The sequence below is a fragment of the Nodularia sp. UHCC 0506 genome (assembly GCF_034931045.1).
In the GTDB taxonomy this organism is placed as follows: Bacteria; Cyanobacteriota; Cyanobacteriia; order Cyanobacteriales; family Nostocaceae; genus Nodularia.
Genome location: NZ_JAYGHH010000014.1, coordinates 41956 through 59329, shown reverse-complemented (window position 1 = coordinate 59329; position 17374 = coordinate 41956). Strand labels below are relative to the sequence as shown.

14 protein-coding genes and 1 tRNA gene are annotated in these 17374 nt (G+C 40.5%); 9 read left to right on the top strand and 6 right to left on the bottom strand.

The window, feature by feature from the left end; all coding sequences use genetic code 11:
• The 3 genes from VB654_RS11055 to VB654_RS11045 all read left to right on the top strand — a co-directional run.
• On the top strand, window positions 1-487 hold a 487-nt coding region (locus tag VB654_RS11055; RefSeq protein ID WP_323213775.1), incomplete at its 5' end, for a thylakoid membrane photosystem I accumulation factor.
• Window positions 488-757: 270 nt separating this feature from the next.
• On the top strand, window positions 758-1366 hold the full coding sequence (locus VB654_RS11050; RefSeq protein WP_323213774.1) for a hypothetical protein: 609 nt from the start codon (window positions 758-760) through the stop codon (window positions 1364-1366).
• 220 nt (window positions 1367-1586) lie between these two features.
• Window positions 1587-1658, top strand: a tRNA-Lys gene (locus VB654_RS11045).
• 32 nt (window positions 1659-1690) lie between these two features.
• Here the strand turns inward: VB654_RS11045 and VB654_RS11040 are convergent.
• Window positions 1691-3238, bottom strand: a complete 1548-nt coding sequence (locus VB654_RS11040; protein WP_323213772.1) for an NAD(P)H-hydrate dehydratase — start codon at window positions 3236-3238, stop codon at window positions 1691-1693.
• A gap of 103 nt (window positions 3239-3341) precedes the next feature.
• Entirely contained in the window at window positions 3342-4400 is a 1059-nt protein-coding gene (locus tag VB654_RS11035) for a hypothetical protein (protein WP_323213770.1), read from the bottom strand.
• Between the two features lie 337 nt (window positions 4401-4737).
• On the opposite strand from VB654_RS11035, the gene mnmA reads away from it, so the two are divergent.
• A complete protein-coding gene (gene mnmA, locus VB654_RS11030; protein ID WP_323213769.1) occupies window positions 4738-5793 on the top strand; it encodes a tRNA 2-thiouridine(34) synthase MnmA in 1056 nt (351 codons plus the stop codon).
• Between the two features lie 47 nt (window positions 5794-5840).
• Here the strand turns inward: mnmA and VB654_RS11025 are convergent, their stop codons facing one another.
• A complete protein-coding gene (locus VB654_RS11025; protein ID WP_323213767.1) occupies window positions 5841-6848 on the bottom strand; it encodes a collagen-binding domain-containing protein in 1008 nt (335 codons plus the stop codon).
• Window positions 6849-7284: 436 nt separating this feature from the next.
• Here VB654_RS11025 and sat point away from each other — a divergent pair, with 436 nt between their 5' ends.
• Window positions 7285-8469: a sulfate adenylyltransferase gene (gene sat, locus VB654_RS11020; protein WP_323213766.1), complete on the top strand. Its 1185-nt coding sequence runs from the start codon at window positions 7285-7287 to the stop codon at window positions 8467-8469.
• A gap of 190 nt (window positions 8470-8659) precedes the next feature.
• On the top strand, window positions 8660-10801 hold the full coding sequence (locus tag VB654_RS11015) for a caspase family protein (RefSeq protein ID WP_323213765.1): 2142 nt from the start codon (window positions 8660-8662) through the stop codon (window positions 10799-10801).
• A 140-nt stretch (window positions 10802-10941) separates the two neighbouring features.
• Here VB654_RS11015 and VB654_RS11010 read toward each other — a convergent pair whose 3' ends face one another.
• Window positions 10942-11814, bottom strand: coding sequence for an S-methyl-5'-thioadenosine phosphorylase (locus VB654_RS11010; RefSeq protein ID WP_323213763.1), 873 nt, complete (start codon window positions 11812-11814; stop codon window positions 10942-10944).
• 463 nt (window positions 11815-12277) lie between these two features.
• Here VB654_RS11010 and VB654_RS11005 point away from each other — a divergent pair, with 463 nt between their 5' ends.
• The 3 genes from VB654_RS11005 (at window position 12278) to glf (ending at window position 15966) form a co-directional block, all read left to right on the top strand.
• Entirely contained in the window at window positions 12278-12481 is a 204-nt protein-coding gene (locus tag VB654_RS11005) for a hypothetical protein (protein ID WP_323213762.1), read from the top strand.
• Window positions 12482-13001: 520 nt separating this feature from the next.
• The gene (locus VB654_RS11000; RefSeq protein ID WP_323213761.1) at window positions 13002-13832 is read left to right on the top strand and encodes a glycosyltransferase family 2 protein; all 831 of its coding nucleotides are present in this window, start codon (window positions 13002-13004) and stop codon (window positions 13830-13832) included.
• A 334-nt stretch (window positions 13833-14166) separates the two neighbouring features.
• A complete protein-coding gene (gene glf, locus VB654_RS10995) occupies window positions 14167-15966 on the top strand; it encodes a UDP-galactopyranose mutase (protein ID WP_323213760.1) in 1800 nt (599 codons plus the stop codon).
• 339 nt (window positions 15967-16305) lie between these two features.
• Here the strand turns inward: glf and VB654_RS10990 are convergent, their stop codons facing one another.
• Window positions 16306-16869 (bottom strand): GUN4 domain-containing protein, encoded by a 564-nt coding sequence (locus VB654_RS10990; protein WP_323213758.1) that lies wholly within the window; start codon window positions 16867-16869, stop codon window positions 16306-16308.
• 213 nt (window positions 16870-17082) lie between these two features.
• A partial coding sequence (locus VB654_RS10985) for a DUF4351 domain-containing protein (protein WP_323213757.1) occupies window positions 17083-17374 on the bottom strand: 292 nt, incomplete at its 5' end.

Genomic DNA, 17374 nt, shown 5'->3' with positions numbered 1-17374 from the left:
TATACAACCTGCACTTGCTGGCCTTGAAGATGATGTGTACGATGGTAACATTTTCGTGATTTATGCTGGCAATGGTTCACTGGTTCCGCCGAGACAGACTTTAGCACAAGCTTTAGAAGAACATAAGCCTGTATTTTTGGCGTTTTATGTCGATGACAGCAGTGATTGTAAAAAATACGCTATTTCGATTTCACAGGTACAGGAATTCTACGGACGAGCCGCAGAGATTATCCCCATAGATGTGGATACCATCCCTGTTAAAGAAACTTATGAACCCACTGAACCAGGATACTATTATTCTGGGGCTGTACCTCAAGTTTTAGTCTTTGATAAATCAGGTCAGGTAGTTTTAAATAAAACCGGCCAAGTACCTTACGAAGAAATAGATGATAAATTTCGAGCAGTGTTTGATTTGTTGCCACGTACTGAATCTTTGCCGTTACAGCGACGTTCATTCAACGAATTTAGTAGTGAGTTAGCCGAATAACCTCTTAGGGTAGACCGAATTGGTCTGCCCTGATTTTTAGTTTTCTCTGATACTGCATTTCCCTGGAAGAAAAGCGATAATATTAAAATTAGTGAACATTGTCAAACCTATAGTACATTGTGCTAACTAGGGATGAAATTGATAATTGAGCAATGTCTGCCTGAAACATCTACCATTTGATCACAAGTTAGCAGTTAAGTTAATCCCTAGTCGATAGTTGACTGCAAATGACTAGCGACTAATGACTAATGATTACTAGAGCGTGTTCTGATGTCAAAGGTTTATACTTCCGAAGAACTAATTCAAATTTTGGCAGATGAACGCCAAGCTTGCCTTAAAGGTAAACGCCTAAAATTAGAGGTGACTGTTTCTGGTAATCCTGTAATTGACCAGTTTATCCAAACTGATGGGCTGCAAAAGTTCACCGCCTATCAAGATTTTAAAGCTGCCATTCACGATTATCAAAGAGAAAATCAAGTATCAGGTATTGTCTGGAGAGAAATGACCGTCAAGGGTAAAACCTTACGCTATCCAGAAGTTGACACCGAATTAATTGCCCTTAGCACAGATTTAGAACTTATTAAAGCTCATAAAAATACCATATTAGAATTTTGGGATAAAGTAACTGCGGGGATGGATTTGTACTTGAGTTTTAACAACAGTAAACAACACCAAAAAATTCTCAAGACTGATGTGGAGAGAATTGCTCAAATCACAGAATGGGCAAGTTTATGGAAGTGGGAAAATGCTAATTTTTTGGAAATGATTTTGCAATTAGGATGGGGTAAACCAGAAGAAGCACGCTACAAACGGGGCAGGCCGCAGTCGGGTAGTGAGCAAATTCACGCTGTAAATCCCGGAAATCATCCCATTGGTTAAGTGCTGAGTGCTGAGTTCTGAGTGCTGAGTGCTGAGTGCTGAGTTCTGAGTTCTGAGTTCTGAGTTCTGAGTGCTGAGTTGTGAGTAGAAATCAAGTTGCTTCATGGCTTTCAGTAACCAACAATGTCCTCATCTGGTTGGCGGTTGCCATAACTTGATTGTTTTCTAGTTCTCCGCTTGCAAATCTACCAGAAATATGCTATGTTTTACTTCTGGATATGGGTGACTAGCTCAATGGTAGAGCATCAGACTCTTAATCTGCTGGTTCTGAGTTCGAGTCTCAGGTCACCCACTCGCTTACAGCTTTGTAAAGATTTGTATTGACTAGATTTTGCCTAGATTACTAATAACCTTCATCAGATATTGTGTCAGGGTAAAGGCATCTACACCTAATTCTGTGCGTTCTTGGGCTGCTAAAATTCCCGCTTGAGAATGCCACCAAGCCGCAGTAGCCACAATATCTTCTACAGGAATTTCCTTTGTGGCTGCTTGTGCCAATAATCCCCCAATTAGCCCTGTTAATACGTCGCCACTACCACCACGGGCTAAAGCTGGCGTACTTTCAGGATTAATCCAAATTGTACCTTGGGAGTTAGCGATCGCAGTTCTCGCCCCTTTTAATAAAACTACAGCCCCACTCTGTACAGCCGCTTCTTGGACTGCTTTTACTCTGTCTTCTTTAGGGTCAGCAATATCGGGAAATAATCTTTGAAACTCGCCTGTGTGGGGTGTGAGTATTGTTGGTGCTTGACGCTTTTGTAATGTGGGGATAGTTCCCATTTGTGCCAAGATATTCAAGCCATCCGCATCGAGAATTAAAGAAGATTCGCTAGAAATTACCTCTTGGACAATGGGGGTAGCATCTAATGTTAAACCAGGGCCACAGGCGATCGCACTAAAAGAACTCAAATCAGTTTTTTCTGGTAATTGCAAATGTGCGATCGCTCCCGTTTCCGTCTCTGGACAACCTATAATTAAAGCCTCCGGCAAATGTGACACCAAAAGCGGCTTTAAAGATTCTGGCACAGCAATTGAGAGCATACCCACACCACTAGCACGCGCACCCAAAGCCGTTAAAATTGCCCCTCCTGCATAACGACGGGAACCACAAATCAGCAGTAAATGACCTTCCTTATATTTGTGCGTCACTGGTGGACGAGGTAAAGGTAAAGTTGAGATTGCCGTTGCTGGAGTCATGCGTTTAATTCTGGGTGCATCCCCTAAAACAGCTTCCACATCAACTACAGGAATATCACAATCGATTAATTCAGCTTTGCCGATATATTCTAAAGCGTGGTCTTGTAAAAAAGCCAACTTCCATAAACCGAGGCAAAATGTCTGAGTCGCCCGAATAGCAATGCCTAATACTGCACCTGTATCAGTGTGAATACCTGAAGGGATATCAATACTCAAAATCGGCTGATGCCATTGATTTAGCTGATTAATTGCCAAAGCGATATGATCGGTAATTGGTCTTTCTAAACCAAAGCCAAACAACCCATCAATCAAAAAATCACAATCAGGCAATTGCTCAAATTCTTGATAATACCGAATACCTAAACTCTGAGCATATTTTAAATGTTGTGAAGTTAACTCCTTTAACTTAGAAAAAGGAGAATATAACCACACCTCATAACCGCGAAAATGTAACTCACGGGCGACCACCAAAGCATCGCCCCCATTATGACCAGGGCCGACTAAAATCCCGACACGATAGCCCCCCAACTGCTGAACCCGAACAGCAATAAGTCCCGCCACCTTTTCCATTAAAGCCGCAACAGGCATACCCGCCGCAAATATCCGGGCTTCAATATCCCGCATTTGCCTAGCAGTGACTACGACTTGTGAAATTTGTGCTTGTCTATCTGGCATCAGTTTTGAGTCCTCAGCTTCGAGTACAGAAATTTACAGCTAAATAAACCACGTGGTAGGTATGCAAAACCTTGCGCCCTTACAACTCAAAAACTTCTGTAATTCACCTACCGAAATAAACTCTGGCGTTACCATATCCTAATTCTTGCAGATATTGATTCCATAGCTCTGCATCTTTCCGGTTTGGAAATGGCCCGACAGCGACGTGTGAACCTAGTGGTTCTTGCCTTATCGATACGACATTATACTGTCCACTAGTGCGCCTAATATTGTCTGCAATTGAAGGTAAATTTCTCGCATCCCCAGGAATCACAGCATAATAGCCAGACTCTTGTCTCCGATTGGGCATAGTTGACCTTGACTGTTGTCCAGGAGTGACAAAACCAGTTGCCTGACCATCACTAAAGTTCATGATTTGTGCATTATTGATACCGGATAACTGTAGTTGTCTGACCCGATTTTCTGCATTAAATAGTTGACTAAAAATTCCTGCCTGAATCACAGAACGTCCTTGATACTGACGAATATAAGCTGTAGGTTCAATTCGGCGTACTTGGCTCAAAGTCTGTGTATTACTACTATTAACCAATACTAAGTAACGCTGAAAATTCTGTGCTTGGAAGGGCTGAATGTTTTGTTGATACCCAAATTCCACTCCTCCCATTGATGCAGAATTATTATTTACTGGCGGTAAACTTCCCCAATCTGTTGATTCTCCAGTACCAAAGTTAACAATTTGGACATTATTAATACCGGATAACTGTAATTCTCTGCGCCGATTTTCTGCATTAAATAGTTGACTAAAAGTTCCTGACTTAATTACAGAACGTCCTTGGTACTGACGAATATAAGCATCAGGTTCAATCCGGCGTACTTGACTCAAAGTCTGTGTGTTACTGCTATTAACCACCACTGAGTAACTCTGAAAATTCTGGCTATATTGATTAACTGGTAATGGTTCGTATGGTTGAAAATCTGGCTGAAACTGAAATTCAACTGCTGGCATTGATTGAATATTAGGTACTGGCGGTAAAATTTGAGCTACCACGTTATTAACCCGTATTTGTGCCGGACTACTTTGGGGAATCAACGCCAAACAGCTTCCCAAGAATAAGGGCATAATTCCAAAAGCAGTAAATTTACCTGATGTGTGGCTGTACATAGTAGTAACGAGATTCCTATATAATTTCTTTCAGGAACAAATAAATTCAGTATCGTAGCAACTATCTTTTTTATAGTGTTAGCTTAAGATGTAGTATGTTCAAGTGGCAACCAATACATGGAAAATAGGGTAAAATTTACGGTTGGTTGACTGACGAACTCAAGTGCTTTACTACCAAGTCTTTGAAGATATCTGTGCTATAATTGGACAGTCCCGCAACTGTAGTGTGGCTGGGATGACATTAAACTCTAGATAAAAAGTAAAATTAATATTTTGTCATCAAGCTGTTGAGAATAGGTTTCTATTAACAGCGAACAGCTGAAGAAGATTTAAGTATATGCAAAAAGTCGTCGTTGGTCTTTCGGGTGGTGTTGACAGTTCTACCGCCGCAGCTATTCTGCATCATCAGGGCTATGAAGTAATTGGTTTGACCCTTTGGCTAATGAAAGGTAAGGGTCAATGTTGCTCTGAAGGAATGATCGACGCGGCTGATATCTGTGAACAGTTGGGGGTTCCCCATGAGGTTGTGGATATTCGTGAGGTGTTTCAAACTCAAATTGTGGATTTCCTGGTGACTGGTTACAGCGCTGGGATCACACCTCTGCCTTGTTCTCAGTGTAATAAAACGGTGAAGTTTGGGCCAATGGTGCAGTATGCTCGTGAAAAGTTAGGCTGTCATAGCATTGCCACTGGTCACTATGCTCAAATTAACTATGACGAAGCTACTGGCCGCTACCAATTATTAAGGGCTGTTGACCGTAACAAAGACCAATCTTATTTTCTGTATGATTTGTCTCAAGAGTTACTAAAAGCCACAGTATTTCCTCTAGGAAAACTAGAAAAAGCCGACACCCGCCGCATTGCCGCAGAATACGGGCTAACCACTGCGAATAAACCAGAAAGTCAAGATTTGTGTTTAGTGGAAAGCAACGGCTCCATGCGGGCATTTCTGGATAAATATCTTGCACCCAAACCGGGGGATATTGTGGATGTTGCTGGGAAAATTTTAGGTCAACATGATGGTGTCCATCACTACACCATTGGACAGCGTAAAGGTTTGGGAATTGCGGCGGCTGAACCTCTGTATGTGATTGAATTAGATGCAGTCAATAATAAAGTGGTAGTAGGCGATCGCACCAAGGTAACTCAACCAGAATGCACAGTCAATCAAGTAAATTGGGTTTCTATCGCTGAACCATCCACCCCCATTCGCGCCGCAGTGCAAATTCGTTATCGTTCTCACCCCACACCAGTCACAGTGATTCCTCTGGAAAATTCCCGTGTGCGTTTGGTGTTTGATGAATCCCAAGTCAGCATCACCCCCGGACAAGCTGCTGTCTGGTACGACGGAGATCAAGTCTTAGGTGGCGGAATTATTGAACAATTTAGTTAAAAAAAACTTACCCCTACCTGCAAGTTAGAAAGGAGGGGTTTTTTGTATTATTGGATTGTATTAGCCATAGTTGCCGATTTGGACAAGATTTGAGAACGGCGGGAAAATCCCACTAAAGTTCCTACGAGAAACATCCCTAAAATCGTACCTGGTTCTGGTACAGTGGTTGGTTCATCAACCGGAGGAAGCCAGTGATTGCTCACAGGTGGGAGATTACCTGTAAATTGTCTATTGTGAAATTCACCGCTACCAGACAATGAAGAAGCAACTATAGTCCCTTCCACATTCCCATTATTAAAACTAACATTAGCTTTGGTTGCAAGTACACTGCCGTTGAATGAAAAACCAGTAGTTGTTAATTGAGTTGCATCCACAAAGTTAAACAACACATTTTCCTTATTAACGCCATTCATATTGAATCCAAAATTTTGGATTTGGACGCTATCACCGAAAATGTTAAATAATACAGTAGAATTACTCCCAACGCCATTTAAATTTAAGTAAGTCCTATTGTTGGAAAATTCGGAACCGTCAATTGTAAAAACATTTAAATCATCATTGTTTCCCTGGAGGTGAATCCCGCCCCATTTATACTCTGTAGTATTTGTAGGAGTTAATCCACTTAAGTATTGAGAGAGATGATTCAACTCTTGGCGTGCAGCATCAAAATCTATGGGATTACCTGATGTGACACCGCAGTTAGGAGTGCAATTGAAATAGACAGGGGTGTTAACATTACCGCCAACAACAGCATTCCCACCAAAAATCTGACCACCATCATAGGTTAGATCACCACCTACCACAAGTCGAGTATCTGTGCCATGAGAATTTGATAAACGGTCAGCAATACCAAAATTAGTGAATGTGGCATCACCGCCAACAGCCACACGACCTTCGGAATCTGAACTTTGGTTCATATCTCCAAAGACAAAGACATTATAGTTTTGGGCGATTCCTAAACCAACCGCCATCGCTGGTTGGATGAAACTGGTTATGGCGATTGTTCCCAAGGATAGCGGAATCAATGCCAATGTACTTTTATGTTTTTGCCACATAGATTTCGATTCATCAGATAGCCATAATACCAAAATACTATTTATGTGATTAATAGTGTAAAAAGATACTGTAAAATTTTAGATAATTTATGAGATTTAAAATGTGTGTATATACGCGATTAATTCCTGATAATACTTACAATATTTATGGTAACTTATATTTCAATCAATCCAGTAATTAACACATAATTTATTTATGGTGTACACACAAGTCCAAAAATCTTGAATTGGAGTGGGGTAATTTATGGAAGTTAGTCCTAATGCACCGAGAGTCTGAGATGATGCGTTGTGCTACGCGACAAATCATTTTTGTATACACTGTAGTGTCTGTAAATCATCTCCCCATTCTCAAACTCTTTGTCATCTGCGTAGCAGCATTTTGGTAAGTTAGTACATAGTTTGAAACAATTGCAGTTAAATCAAAGAGGGGATTACGTTGAGTCAACATCCAGATGCCATTGCACCCCACGGTGGACAATTGGTGAACCGTGTCGCTACACCAGAACAAAAGGCAGAATTTCTCTCAAAAGCCGACTTTTTGCCACGAGTGCAACTTGATGCGCGGGCGGTTTCTGATTTAGAGATGATTGCTATTGGGGGTTTTAGTCCACTCACGGGTTTTATGAACCAGTCAGACTACACCCGTGTCGTCAAAGAAATGCGGCTTGCGAATGGACTGGCATGGTCAATACCGATTACACTGTCAGTAACAGAAGAAATAGCCTCCCCACTCCAGGAAGGCAGCCTCATTCGTTTGGATAACGCTAATGGTGAATTTATCGGAGTTTTGCAACTGACGCAAAAGTATATCTACGATAAAATTCAAGAAGCAATTAATGTTTACCGCACTGATGACGCTAAACATCCAGGTGTGCAAGTAGTCTACAATCAGGGTTCTGTAAATCTTGCAGGTGACATTTGGTTATTACAACGCGATCCCCATTCCCAGTTTCCCACCTACCAAATCGATCCCGCAGCTTCACGGCAGATGTTTCGGGACAAGGGTTGGAAAACTATCGTCGGTTTTCAAACTCGTAACCCCATCCATCGCGCCCACGAATATATCCAAAAGTGTGCTATGGAAACCGTTGATGGTTTATTTTTGCACCCATTGGTAGGAGCGACAAAAGAAGATGATATTCCCGCCGATGTGCGGATGCGCTGCTACGAAATTTTGCTAGAACATCACTATCCCGAAGACCGAGTGATTTTGGCAATTAATCCGGCCGCCATGCGTTATGCTGGCCCACGGGAGGCGATCTTCCACGCCTTAGTGCGGAAAAACTATGGTTGTACTCACTTTATTGTGGGACGGGATCATGCAGGTGTGGGTGATTATTACGGCACTTATGATGCTCAATATATCTTTGAAGAGTTTGAGCCTGGAGAATTGGGTATTGTGCCAATGAAGTTTGAACACGCTTTCTACTGCACACGCACCAAACAAATGGCGACAACTAAAACTAGTCCCAGCAAGCCAGAAGAACGTGTTCATCTCTCAGGAACCAAAGTCAGAGAAATGCTCCGCCGGGGTGAATTGCCACCACCAGAATTTTCCCGTCCAGAAGTGGCAGCAGAATTGGCGCGGGCGATGCAAAAATCAGTGAACAGTGAACGGTAAGCAGTTATCAAGGCATCAGGTGGGGGATTTAGACCGTGAACAGTTATCACGCTGATATAGTCATGGATTCAACTCCATTATGTCTCTTAACTGATACTATTAATCAGCGAATCGTATAAACTTTAACTTTACACTACAGACTTCAGCCCTATAAGCTGTTAGCTGACGGGCTGAGGACTGATGGCTAATTATGAAGCGTCGGACTTTTTTACAACGGATTGGTTCCATACTCGCAGTATTGGGTGTGACTGAAGCTCAGTGGTTGGCTTTAAGCGATCGCTACTCTCAAGCTTTGGCACAGCCTAGTCAACGTAAATTAGCATTATTGATTGGCATTAATCAATACCAAAAAAGTCCTGCATTGGGTGGTTGTCTCACTGATGTAGAACTGCAAAAAGAACTGTTAATTAATCGTTTTGGCTTCCTGTCCTCTGATATCCTGACTTTAACGGAAGAAAAAGCTACCAGGACATCTATTGAAGAGGCTTTTTTGGCACACCTGGGACAGCAAGTTAAAGCTGGTGATGTGGCTGTATTTCACTTTAGTGGCTATGGTACACGCATCAAATCGGGTAGATTTATCGATACGGTGCAGAATGCTTTAGTTCCAGCTAATTCTCAAGATGCACAAAAAAACGAAATAGTCAACTATATATTAGAAGAAACAGTCCGGCTATTATTGCGATCGCTCCCCACAGACAAAGTAACGGCTGTATTGGATACGAGCTATAATGCTCCTAGCAAAGTCCAACCCACAGGTTGGCGAATTCGCGTCCGTCCAGAATCAGCTGAGGCACAATTAGCAATCGAGGAACTTGAGTTTTTACAACAACTCAGAACTCAAAACTCAGACCCTAATAATGCAATTGTGTTAACTGCGACCTCTGACACTCAACAGTTGGCTAGGGAAATCTTATTTTCGGGGTTTAGTGCGGGGTTATTTACCTACGCCTTGACACAATATTTGTGGGAAACGACACCAGCAACAACAATTCAATTCAGCCTTGCCCACGTGGGCAGCTACATACATAAGCTGGGAAGCAATCAGCAACCAGGATTGTTTAGTGATCAGAAAAAACAACCCGGAGGGTTAACTGTGGAGAATTTACTCCTACCAAACCGTAAAGTTGGGGCGGAGGGAGTGATTAGAGTTATTGAAGATGATGGTAGAACAGCCCAACTATTTTTAGCTGGATTACCGCCACAAGTATTAGAAAACTATGGCATTAATTCCCGATTGACGCTATTAACAGGAGAGCAGTTAATATTGCGATCGCGTACTGGATTAACAGCAAAAGCTCAAATCTCTAAAATTAAGACAGAAACTCCCCTACAAATCGGGCAACTATTCCAAGAAGCTGTGCGGGTATTACCCAGGAGTGTGAATTTAATAGTTGGTTTAGATACTGGATTGGAAAGAATTGAACGCGTAGACGCGACAAGTGCTTTTGCTGCCATTGAGCATATTTCTACAGTCGTCGCCGGAGAACAACCAGCCGATTGCTTGTTTGGTAAACTATCAGAAAATCCCAGCCGCTATGGTTTATTTACTCCCGCAGGCAAACTCATTCCCAATACATCTGGGGAACCTGGGGAAGCAGTAAAATTAGTAGTGCAAAGGTTAATGCCGATATTACCCACTCTGTTAGCAGCAAAGTTATGGCGACTCACAGAAAATGAAGGTTCTTCCCAATTACCAGTTAAAGCCACCCTGGAGATCATCAGTAACTTGTCACCTCGTGTGGTCATGCAACGGGAAACTACACGCACTCTGAACCCAGAACAACTGCAAAATAAATCACTGCTCACAGCCATAAGTAATCCCATTGTACCGATTGGTAGTCGAATGCAGTACCGATTGCAGAATCAGAGCGATCGCCCGGTGTATTTAATGCTGCTGGGGTTAAAAAACAATAGAAATGCGATCGCCTTTTATCCTTGGCAATCCCCCGAAGAAACTACATTTTTTAACTCCAAACCCCTATTTCAACAAGTAGTTATTGCCCCAAGTGAAACCCTATTATTACCAAAAGGTGTGACTGCTTCCGAATGGATGATCCCAGGGCCTGCTTATGAATGCGAACATCAAATGGTTCTAAGTACTGCCCCCTTTAACGAAACACTAGGATATTTAGAAAAATCTAAGTATCCCATTACAGACCAAAGACCCTTCGGGGCATTATTGAAACCTTTAGAAATTGCCCAAGTATTATTGCAAGATTTGCATAATGCCAGTGCAGTCAAATCAGAGACAAATAGTACATCGACTGACTCTTATATATTAGATGTCAAAAATTGGGCTAGTTTCAACTTTGATTTTCAAGTCGCGTGATGAGTGCTGAGTGGGGAAAGTGCTGAGTCTTGAGTGCTGAGTGCTGAGTGCTGAGTGCTGAGTCAAAAGCTTGGTAAATGCCCAATCCGGCTGATATCCCCACTTAACACTCCTATAGGTGGGGAAGTATCCCGATTCAGTTACAAATACTTCTGCAATAATAACCCCAACTTTTTCTTAGTTGCCGCAGGTGCTTGATCCAACTGAGTTAAAATCGCATACTTTAAAGCCGAATGAGCATCACTAATTGGCGGATTTTCACTCAAGCGCCGTACAGTTTCTTGAATCACCTTTTGAGCATTAACCGCGTTGCGCTGCAAATTACCAATGATCATTTCTACAGTCACACTATCATGATCTGGATGCCAGCAATCATAATCTGTTACCAGCGCTAACGTTGCATAGGCTATTTCCGCTTCCCTGGCTAACTTCGCCTCTGGTAAATTGGTCATTCCAATCACTGTGGCATCCCAACTGCGGTAAAGATGGGATTCCGCCTTTGTGGAAAATGCCGGGCCTTCCATGCACACATAAGTGCCGCCACGATGTAGACCCACATCTGGTAAATTTAGAGAAGCGATCGCATCTGCTAATACCCCGGCTAAATTTTGACAAATGGGATCACCAAAGGCAATGTGAGCCACAATTCCCTCACCGAAAAACGTTGAAACCCGATTTTTGGTTCTGTCAATAAACTGATCTGGTATCACCATATCTAGTGGTTTAGCTTCAGCCTTTAAAGAACCCACCGCACTAGCCGAAATTAAATACTCTACACCCACCTGCTTCATCGCATGGATATTGGCGCGAAACGGCAACTCAGAAGGCAATAAAGTATGATTACGACCATGACGGGCTAAGAATGCTACCTTTGTTTCTGCCAGTGTTCCTAAAATCAAAGCATCAGAAGGTGAACCAAAAGGAGTTTCAATTTCTACCTCTTCCACATCCTTCAAGGCCGCCATTTTGTATAGACCACTACCACCAATAATCCCAATACGAGCTATTACCATGATCTTTAAATTCTTATTTCCAAGTTATTCTACCGGAAACAGAGGCAGGACAGTAACAATTAGCTACTGTAAATCTGCGAACAAGAATATACAGAGCAATTCATGCCTAAAAAGATTTTGAAATTATAGAGGATGTTTGAAAAGACCCATTCTCAATTCTAGATTCCCTAGATCCCTGTTAAACAAGGGATTTTAATGACCTTTCCGCCCCTCCTCCAGAAAAACCAGTAGAGATAGATAAGTGTTTAAAATCATATCAATGTCTTTGGCAACAACTTCTTAGCTCAATGTCTATTGTGTATTATTCAGTAAATATATGTATGTGATCAATACTTATTTATCTTACTCAGTAAGAAGCAGTTATTTTTTATTCTTCCGTAGTGCTACTAAGGAAATATTTAGTAAAAAGTTGTATATTAAAGGCCATAACCTATAAAAGTGTCAAAATTTTTTCATTAAGAATATGGAAAGCACTTATTCCTCAAATCAAATAACATTAGATAATCTCTTAAAGCACATTTTTGCTATTGGTAGAATTACCCGTCGTGACCAGCAGTTATTAATGTCAACACTACTTTCTAAAGAAGGCTTTAATGAAGAAGAAAGACTACAAATTAGTCGAGTGTTTGATGCTTTACAAAAAGGATTATTAAAAGTAGTGGATTAGAATTTATGTTGCTCGACAAAGTAAGATGAATTTCACTCAAGCAAAAGCCCTGTTAATGCAAAGCGTATCCGCATGAGCAAAAATACTCCTGGGTGATTAAGTCAAGCAAATGAAATATTTATTAATATAGAACCTGACAAGGTTATAAAGTCCGCGAACAGTTATCAGGCGGATGCTTGGAGAGTATAACATTGCAAATGGAACTGATAACTTTGGAAATATTTTTATAACAATAAATTAGTCAAGATTAGTGCTGTAATGCTTGTTTCGTAGGCAATTTGACAGCAAATTTATTATTCAAATGATCCTCAATATCTGCTTTTGAGTAGCTTATTTTACTTAGTATACCTTGATTGCTGCCAACTGATCACCCTTTAGGCAGACGAGTAAAAAAAAACAACAGGTTACATTTTTGAGCTATGTGTGCTTTTATTGTGCATTGGAAAAATGCATATTTTAAGCTCAGTAGTCGATTGAGAATTATCGAAAATCAAAATAGGCGTTTTGGAGATTAGCAAAGATGAAATCTTACTTGTCAGGATTTTTAACTCAACCAGAGGTACAAACCCACGTCTCTAGAAGGCATATCATCACAGTTGCAATTATCATTGAGACTCATCAGAAGTTCAATTCTCTGTGTTCAGTGCTAGAAGATATTGGGAAACAGAAATTATATCAGACAAAAATTGATATCTATGTTGTAGATAATGCTTCAGACAACAAAATGCAAGCTTATTTACAAAAATTTAATTTTGCTCATATTCAGGTTCTGCAACCAGGTAAAAAGTTAGGTAAATCTGGCGGTTTTTATTATGGTTTGCGATTTGTGAGCAAGCTGAAATATGATTACATCTGGCTACTGGATGATGATGTGCGTCTAGACCCTTTAGCCCTCAGCACATTAATTACAACCTTACAAGACCACGATGAGGTCGGTTTAGTAGGTTCTCAAGTTTATCACCGAAAATTACCTAATACTATTCAAGAATTTGGTAGATTGATTAATGGTGATCATTCATCATCAACAAGAAATTTTGGTAAACAGAATAATATTTTAAGCGATGAATTACTACAGAGTAAACCTTATCTTAGGGTAGAAAATTGTGTAGGTAAATCACTGTTATTGCGCCATCGAGTGGTGCAGCATATTGGAGTTTTCAAAGATTATTATCTTCAGTTTGATGATGTGGATTTGTGTTTGCGAGTGAGAAAAGCTGGTTGGATTATTGCTCTTAATCCTAGTTCAATTGTTTGGCAAACTTTACCAAATTTAGATTTTTGTACCTGGATTGATTATTACAATGAATGCAACCTCTATTATTGGCAAAAACACAGACCAGACCTTTTATAAAAAGATGCTGGCAAACAAGTAAATTTGTGAGCTATAACTGCAAAATTGCGATTTATAAGCAATCAATCCAGAGGGATAACTTTGATAAGTTATCCTAAGAGTCAGTTTTCATGAATACCTGTAATAAAAAGTAGTTTTGTCGTTTAGTTTGTATCTTCCTTACTCGTAGGGATAGAAAGTCCAGCCTAATATAACTGGTAATTTTTGTTATTGGGTTTCTTTGCTTAATCTAACTTACTTTAAGTATAAGTGATTACCCGAATATGACCTAAAATTTGCCTTTACCCTTGCTTGATTTTCAGTTTAAAAACATACCAAGTATTTTTAGAAAAATATGGACATTGATTGTAGTGTTACTACCTTGACTGCCGAGACACCTGAGATAGTTTGCTTGTCTAATTTGCGTTGGAATTCTGTTCATCCCAGGTTAAAACATATTTTAAGTCGCTGTACTTCACAAAGGCGAGTCATTTTTATTGAGGAGGTAATTTTCACTGACCAACTGATGGGGCGTTTGGATGTTAGACAAAATAAGAATGGTTTAGTGATTGTGATTCCATCTCTGCCAAACCGATTGAGTGAGGAGAATGTAAACGCAGATTTACAAAAATTAATCAATGCCTTTTTTCAAGAGAATCATATTGACAATTACATTTTCTGGTACTGTACATCAAAAGCGATCGCCTTTACCCGTAACTTGAAACCCCAGGCAATTATCTACGATTGTATGGATGAGCTACCCACCATTAAAAGCATACCTCCGGCTCTCCAAGAATACGACAGTGAAATGTTCTCGATTGCAGACTTGGTATTTATTATCGGCGAACAAAGTAGCCAAGCCATTCAGGTACATCAGCACCCAAATATCTATGCGTTTCCTATTAGCGGGGATTGCGATCGCACTTGGACTACAATGATGAAGCTGATAGATTTTGCCCTTGCAGCGCGTCAGAATGAAGGTAAAAGCCTTTCCCATCAGGCAATACAAGGTTACAAAGCACCAGAAGTATTAAAAACAGATTGGCAATTTGATTACTTAATTGTAGGCGCAGGATTTTCTGGAAGCGTGATAGCAGAACGTTTGGCGAGTCAGTGTGGTAAAAAAGTATTAGTTGTGGACAAGCGTAATCACATTGGTGGTAATGCTTACGATTATTATAATCATGATGGCATTCTCATACACCAATACGGCCCCCACATTTTTCACACCAATTCCCAGGAAGTCTTTGAATACCTTTCACAGTTTACTCAGTGGCGACCTTACGAACATCGCGTTTTGAGTAGCGTCGATGGACAAATGTTGCCTCTCCCCATTAACCTAGATACTATCAACCAACTCTATGGAATGAACCTAAATTCATTTGAGGTGGATGAATTTTTCAAATGTATTGCAGAATCGAAAGAATATATTCGCACCTCAGAAGATGTCATAGTCAGCAAAATTGGTAAAGACCTGTATAAAAAATTCTACCAAGGTTACACCCGCAAAAAATGGGGACTCGACCCTTCAGAGTTAGATAAATCAGTTATTTCTAAAGTTCCCACCCGTACCAACCGCGACAACCGATATTTTACCGACACCTATCAAGCAATGCCTCTGCACGGTTATACTCGGATGTTCGAGAAGATGTTAGACCATCCCAATATTAAGGTGATGCTGAATACCGATTTCCGGGAAATTCAGCAGGTAATCCCTTGGGGTGAGATGGTTTATACCGGAGCGATTGATGAATTTTTCGATTATCGCTATGGCAAATTACCTTATAGGTCAGTTCATTTCCAGCACGAGACACATAATACCCCAGTGTTTCAACCAGCGCCAGTGATTAATTATCCCAATGAACATCTGTATACCCGTGTCACAGAGTTTAAGTATTTAACTGGACAGGAACACCATAAAACTAGCATCGTTTATGAGTTTCCCCAGGCGGAAGGTGAACCCTATTATCCTATACCCCGTCCTGAGAATCATGAAATTTACAAAAAATACAAAGCGTTAGCAGATTCGATGTCAGGGGTGTATTTTGTGGGTCGGTTAGCGACTTATAAATATTACAATATGGATGAATGTGTGGCTCAGGCTCTCTATGTGTATGAGCAAATCAAGTCCATGAAAATGGTAAATAGTAATTAGTTTTAAAGCATCTTGTAGAGACGGCGATTTATTGCGTCTCAAAAATGTAAATTATGTAGGGTTTGCTGAATAAGTTATCTGTGGAGATTAGGGAACAGGGAACAGGGAACAGGGAACAGTTTCAAGAGTTTAGTAGGGAAAATTTTTCCTTTGAATCAAACTTAAATGCAAGGTTTTCGAGTTCCCACTTCATAAAAGCTTGCACTTTTTCAATTTCAAACAGGCTAAAATCCTTTACCTGTAATGTTTTTAGATTTCTTCAGCCAGCCCTATGTATTGATTATAATAAGGTGTAGGAGTTTGTCATAAATATTTATAAATATCTGAAAGCATTAAATTTTACAGTTTACAAGTCTCGATGCGAGAGAAGAGACGCTCTAAAAGATTTTTCCCATATCTAGACGGGAGGTGTCCTATCGGGGCTGAGGTATCAAAAGTAAACGTATCTATCCAACTACTATTCACTCTCCATCCTACGCGATCGCCTAACTCTTCATAGACTTCTAAGGGTATAAATGCGCTCCCAGATTGACCGCCAACGCTTTCGTAAATTTTCTTCTGGACGCTGAACCCAAAGTGTCCATTACTGTGTTTTACCCATAATTGCTCAATTGTATGTAAGTCTGTGCAGGGAAAGTTTAAGAATGCTGGAATGCTCCAATTACTATTTAGAGCCTTGTTCATTACCTGATAAGTTTCCTGATCTGCTTCTTCCCAGTTTCTTACTGCTAGTAAGTTGCTTAGTCTGGTGTAGTCTATGCCTATTTCAGAGTTGAGATTTAGTTCCCTTGGTACAGGGTCAGTAGCCTGAACCCATTTCCAAATCGCTGTCCCCACGACTGGTATTATTAAAATTGCAGTTCCTAAACCCACCCATTTCAATAATTGTCTGCGATCGCGCATATTATTTATAGTCAGTAAATTTAATTAATTCCGTGTTTATTATAGTATTTAATGCAAATTATTAGGCGTACTTCTTTAATCAAGTAAAGAACCTCACCCCAACCCCTCTCCTTATCAAAGAGAGGGGAGAATTTAACGCTAGTTTTGTCAACCAAAAATATTGCGCTGCTTAGTTTTTGCGGTTTTCTTGATAACTGATAACTGATAATTGATTTAACTTCCCAGCGCTTCTAACCAGGATTGTAAATCAGTCAAACTCGTAAAATCTAAAAATGCTTCGCTCAAATCTTCGAGAATAGGCAAAGATAAACCAGCAATCGAAGAGCGCATTTCCTCCGATAGTTCTCCAAATCGCTTAGTCAACATTCGGGTAATTAAGTTAGCAGCCTCTTCCTCTCGTCCTTCTTCTCGCCCTTCTGCTTTAATTTTTCGGTAAACTCTCGTTTCCTTGAGGGTTATTCCTAACATAGACTCAACCTCCCTTCTGCTTAATTGTTCAAATTTA

Bases quoted from the DNA above. Each gene is read 5' to 3' on its own strand.
- VB654_RS11050 (WP_323213774.1), top strand. From the start codon at position 758: ATGTCAAAGGTTTATACTTCCGAAGAACTAATTCAAATTTTGGCAGAT.
- VB654_RS11040 (WP_323213772.1), bottom strand. From the start codon at position 3,238: ATGCCAGATAGACAAGCACAAATTTCACAAGTCGTAGTCACTGCTAGG.
- VB654_RS11035 (WP_323213770.1), bottom strand. From the start codon at position 4,400: ATGTACAGCCACACATCAGGTAAATTTACTGCTTTTGGAATTATGCCC.
- mnmA (WP_323213769.1), top strand. From the start codon at position 4,738: ATGCAAAAAGTCGTCGTTGGTCTTTCGGGTGGTGTTGACAGTTCTACC.
- VB654_RS11025 (WP_323213767.1), bottom strand. From the start codon at position 6,848: ATGTGGCAAAAACATAAAAGTACATTGGCATTGATTCCGCTATCCTTG.
- VB654_RS11015 (WP_323213765.1), top strand. From the start codon at position 8,660: ATGAAGCGTCGGACTTTTTTACAACGGATTGGTTCCATACTCGCAGTA.
- VB654_RS11010 (WP_323213763.1), bottom strand. From the start codon at position 11,814: ATGGTAATAGCTCGTATTGGGATTATTGGTGGTAGTGGTCTATACAAA.
- VB654_RS11005 (WP_323213762.1), top strand. From the start codon at position 12,278: ATGGAAAGCACTTATTCCTCAAATCAAATAACATTAGATAATCTCTTA.
- VB654_RS11000 (WP_323213761.1), top strand. From the start codon at position 13,002: ATGAAATCTTACTTGTCAGGATTTTTAACTCAACCAGAGGTACAAACC.
- glf (WP_323213760.1), top strand. From the start codon at position 14,167: ATGGACATTGATTGTAGTGTTACTACCTTGACTGCCGAGACACCTGAG.
- VB654_RS10990 (WP_323213758.1), bottom strand. From the start codon at position 16,869: ATGCGCGATCGCAGACAATTATTGAAATGGGTGGGTTTAGGAACTGCA.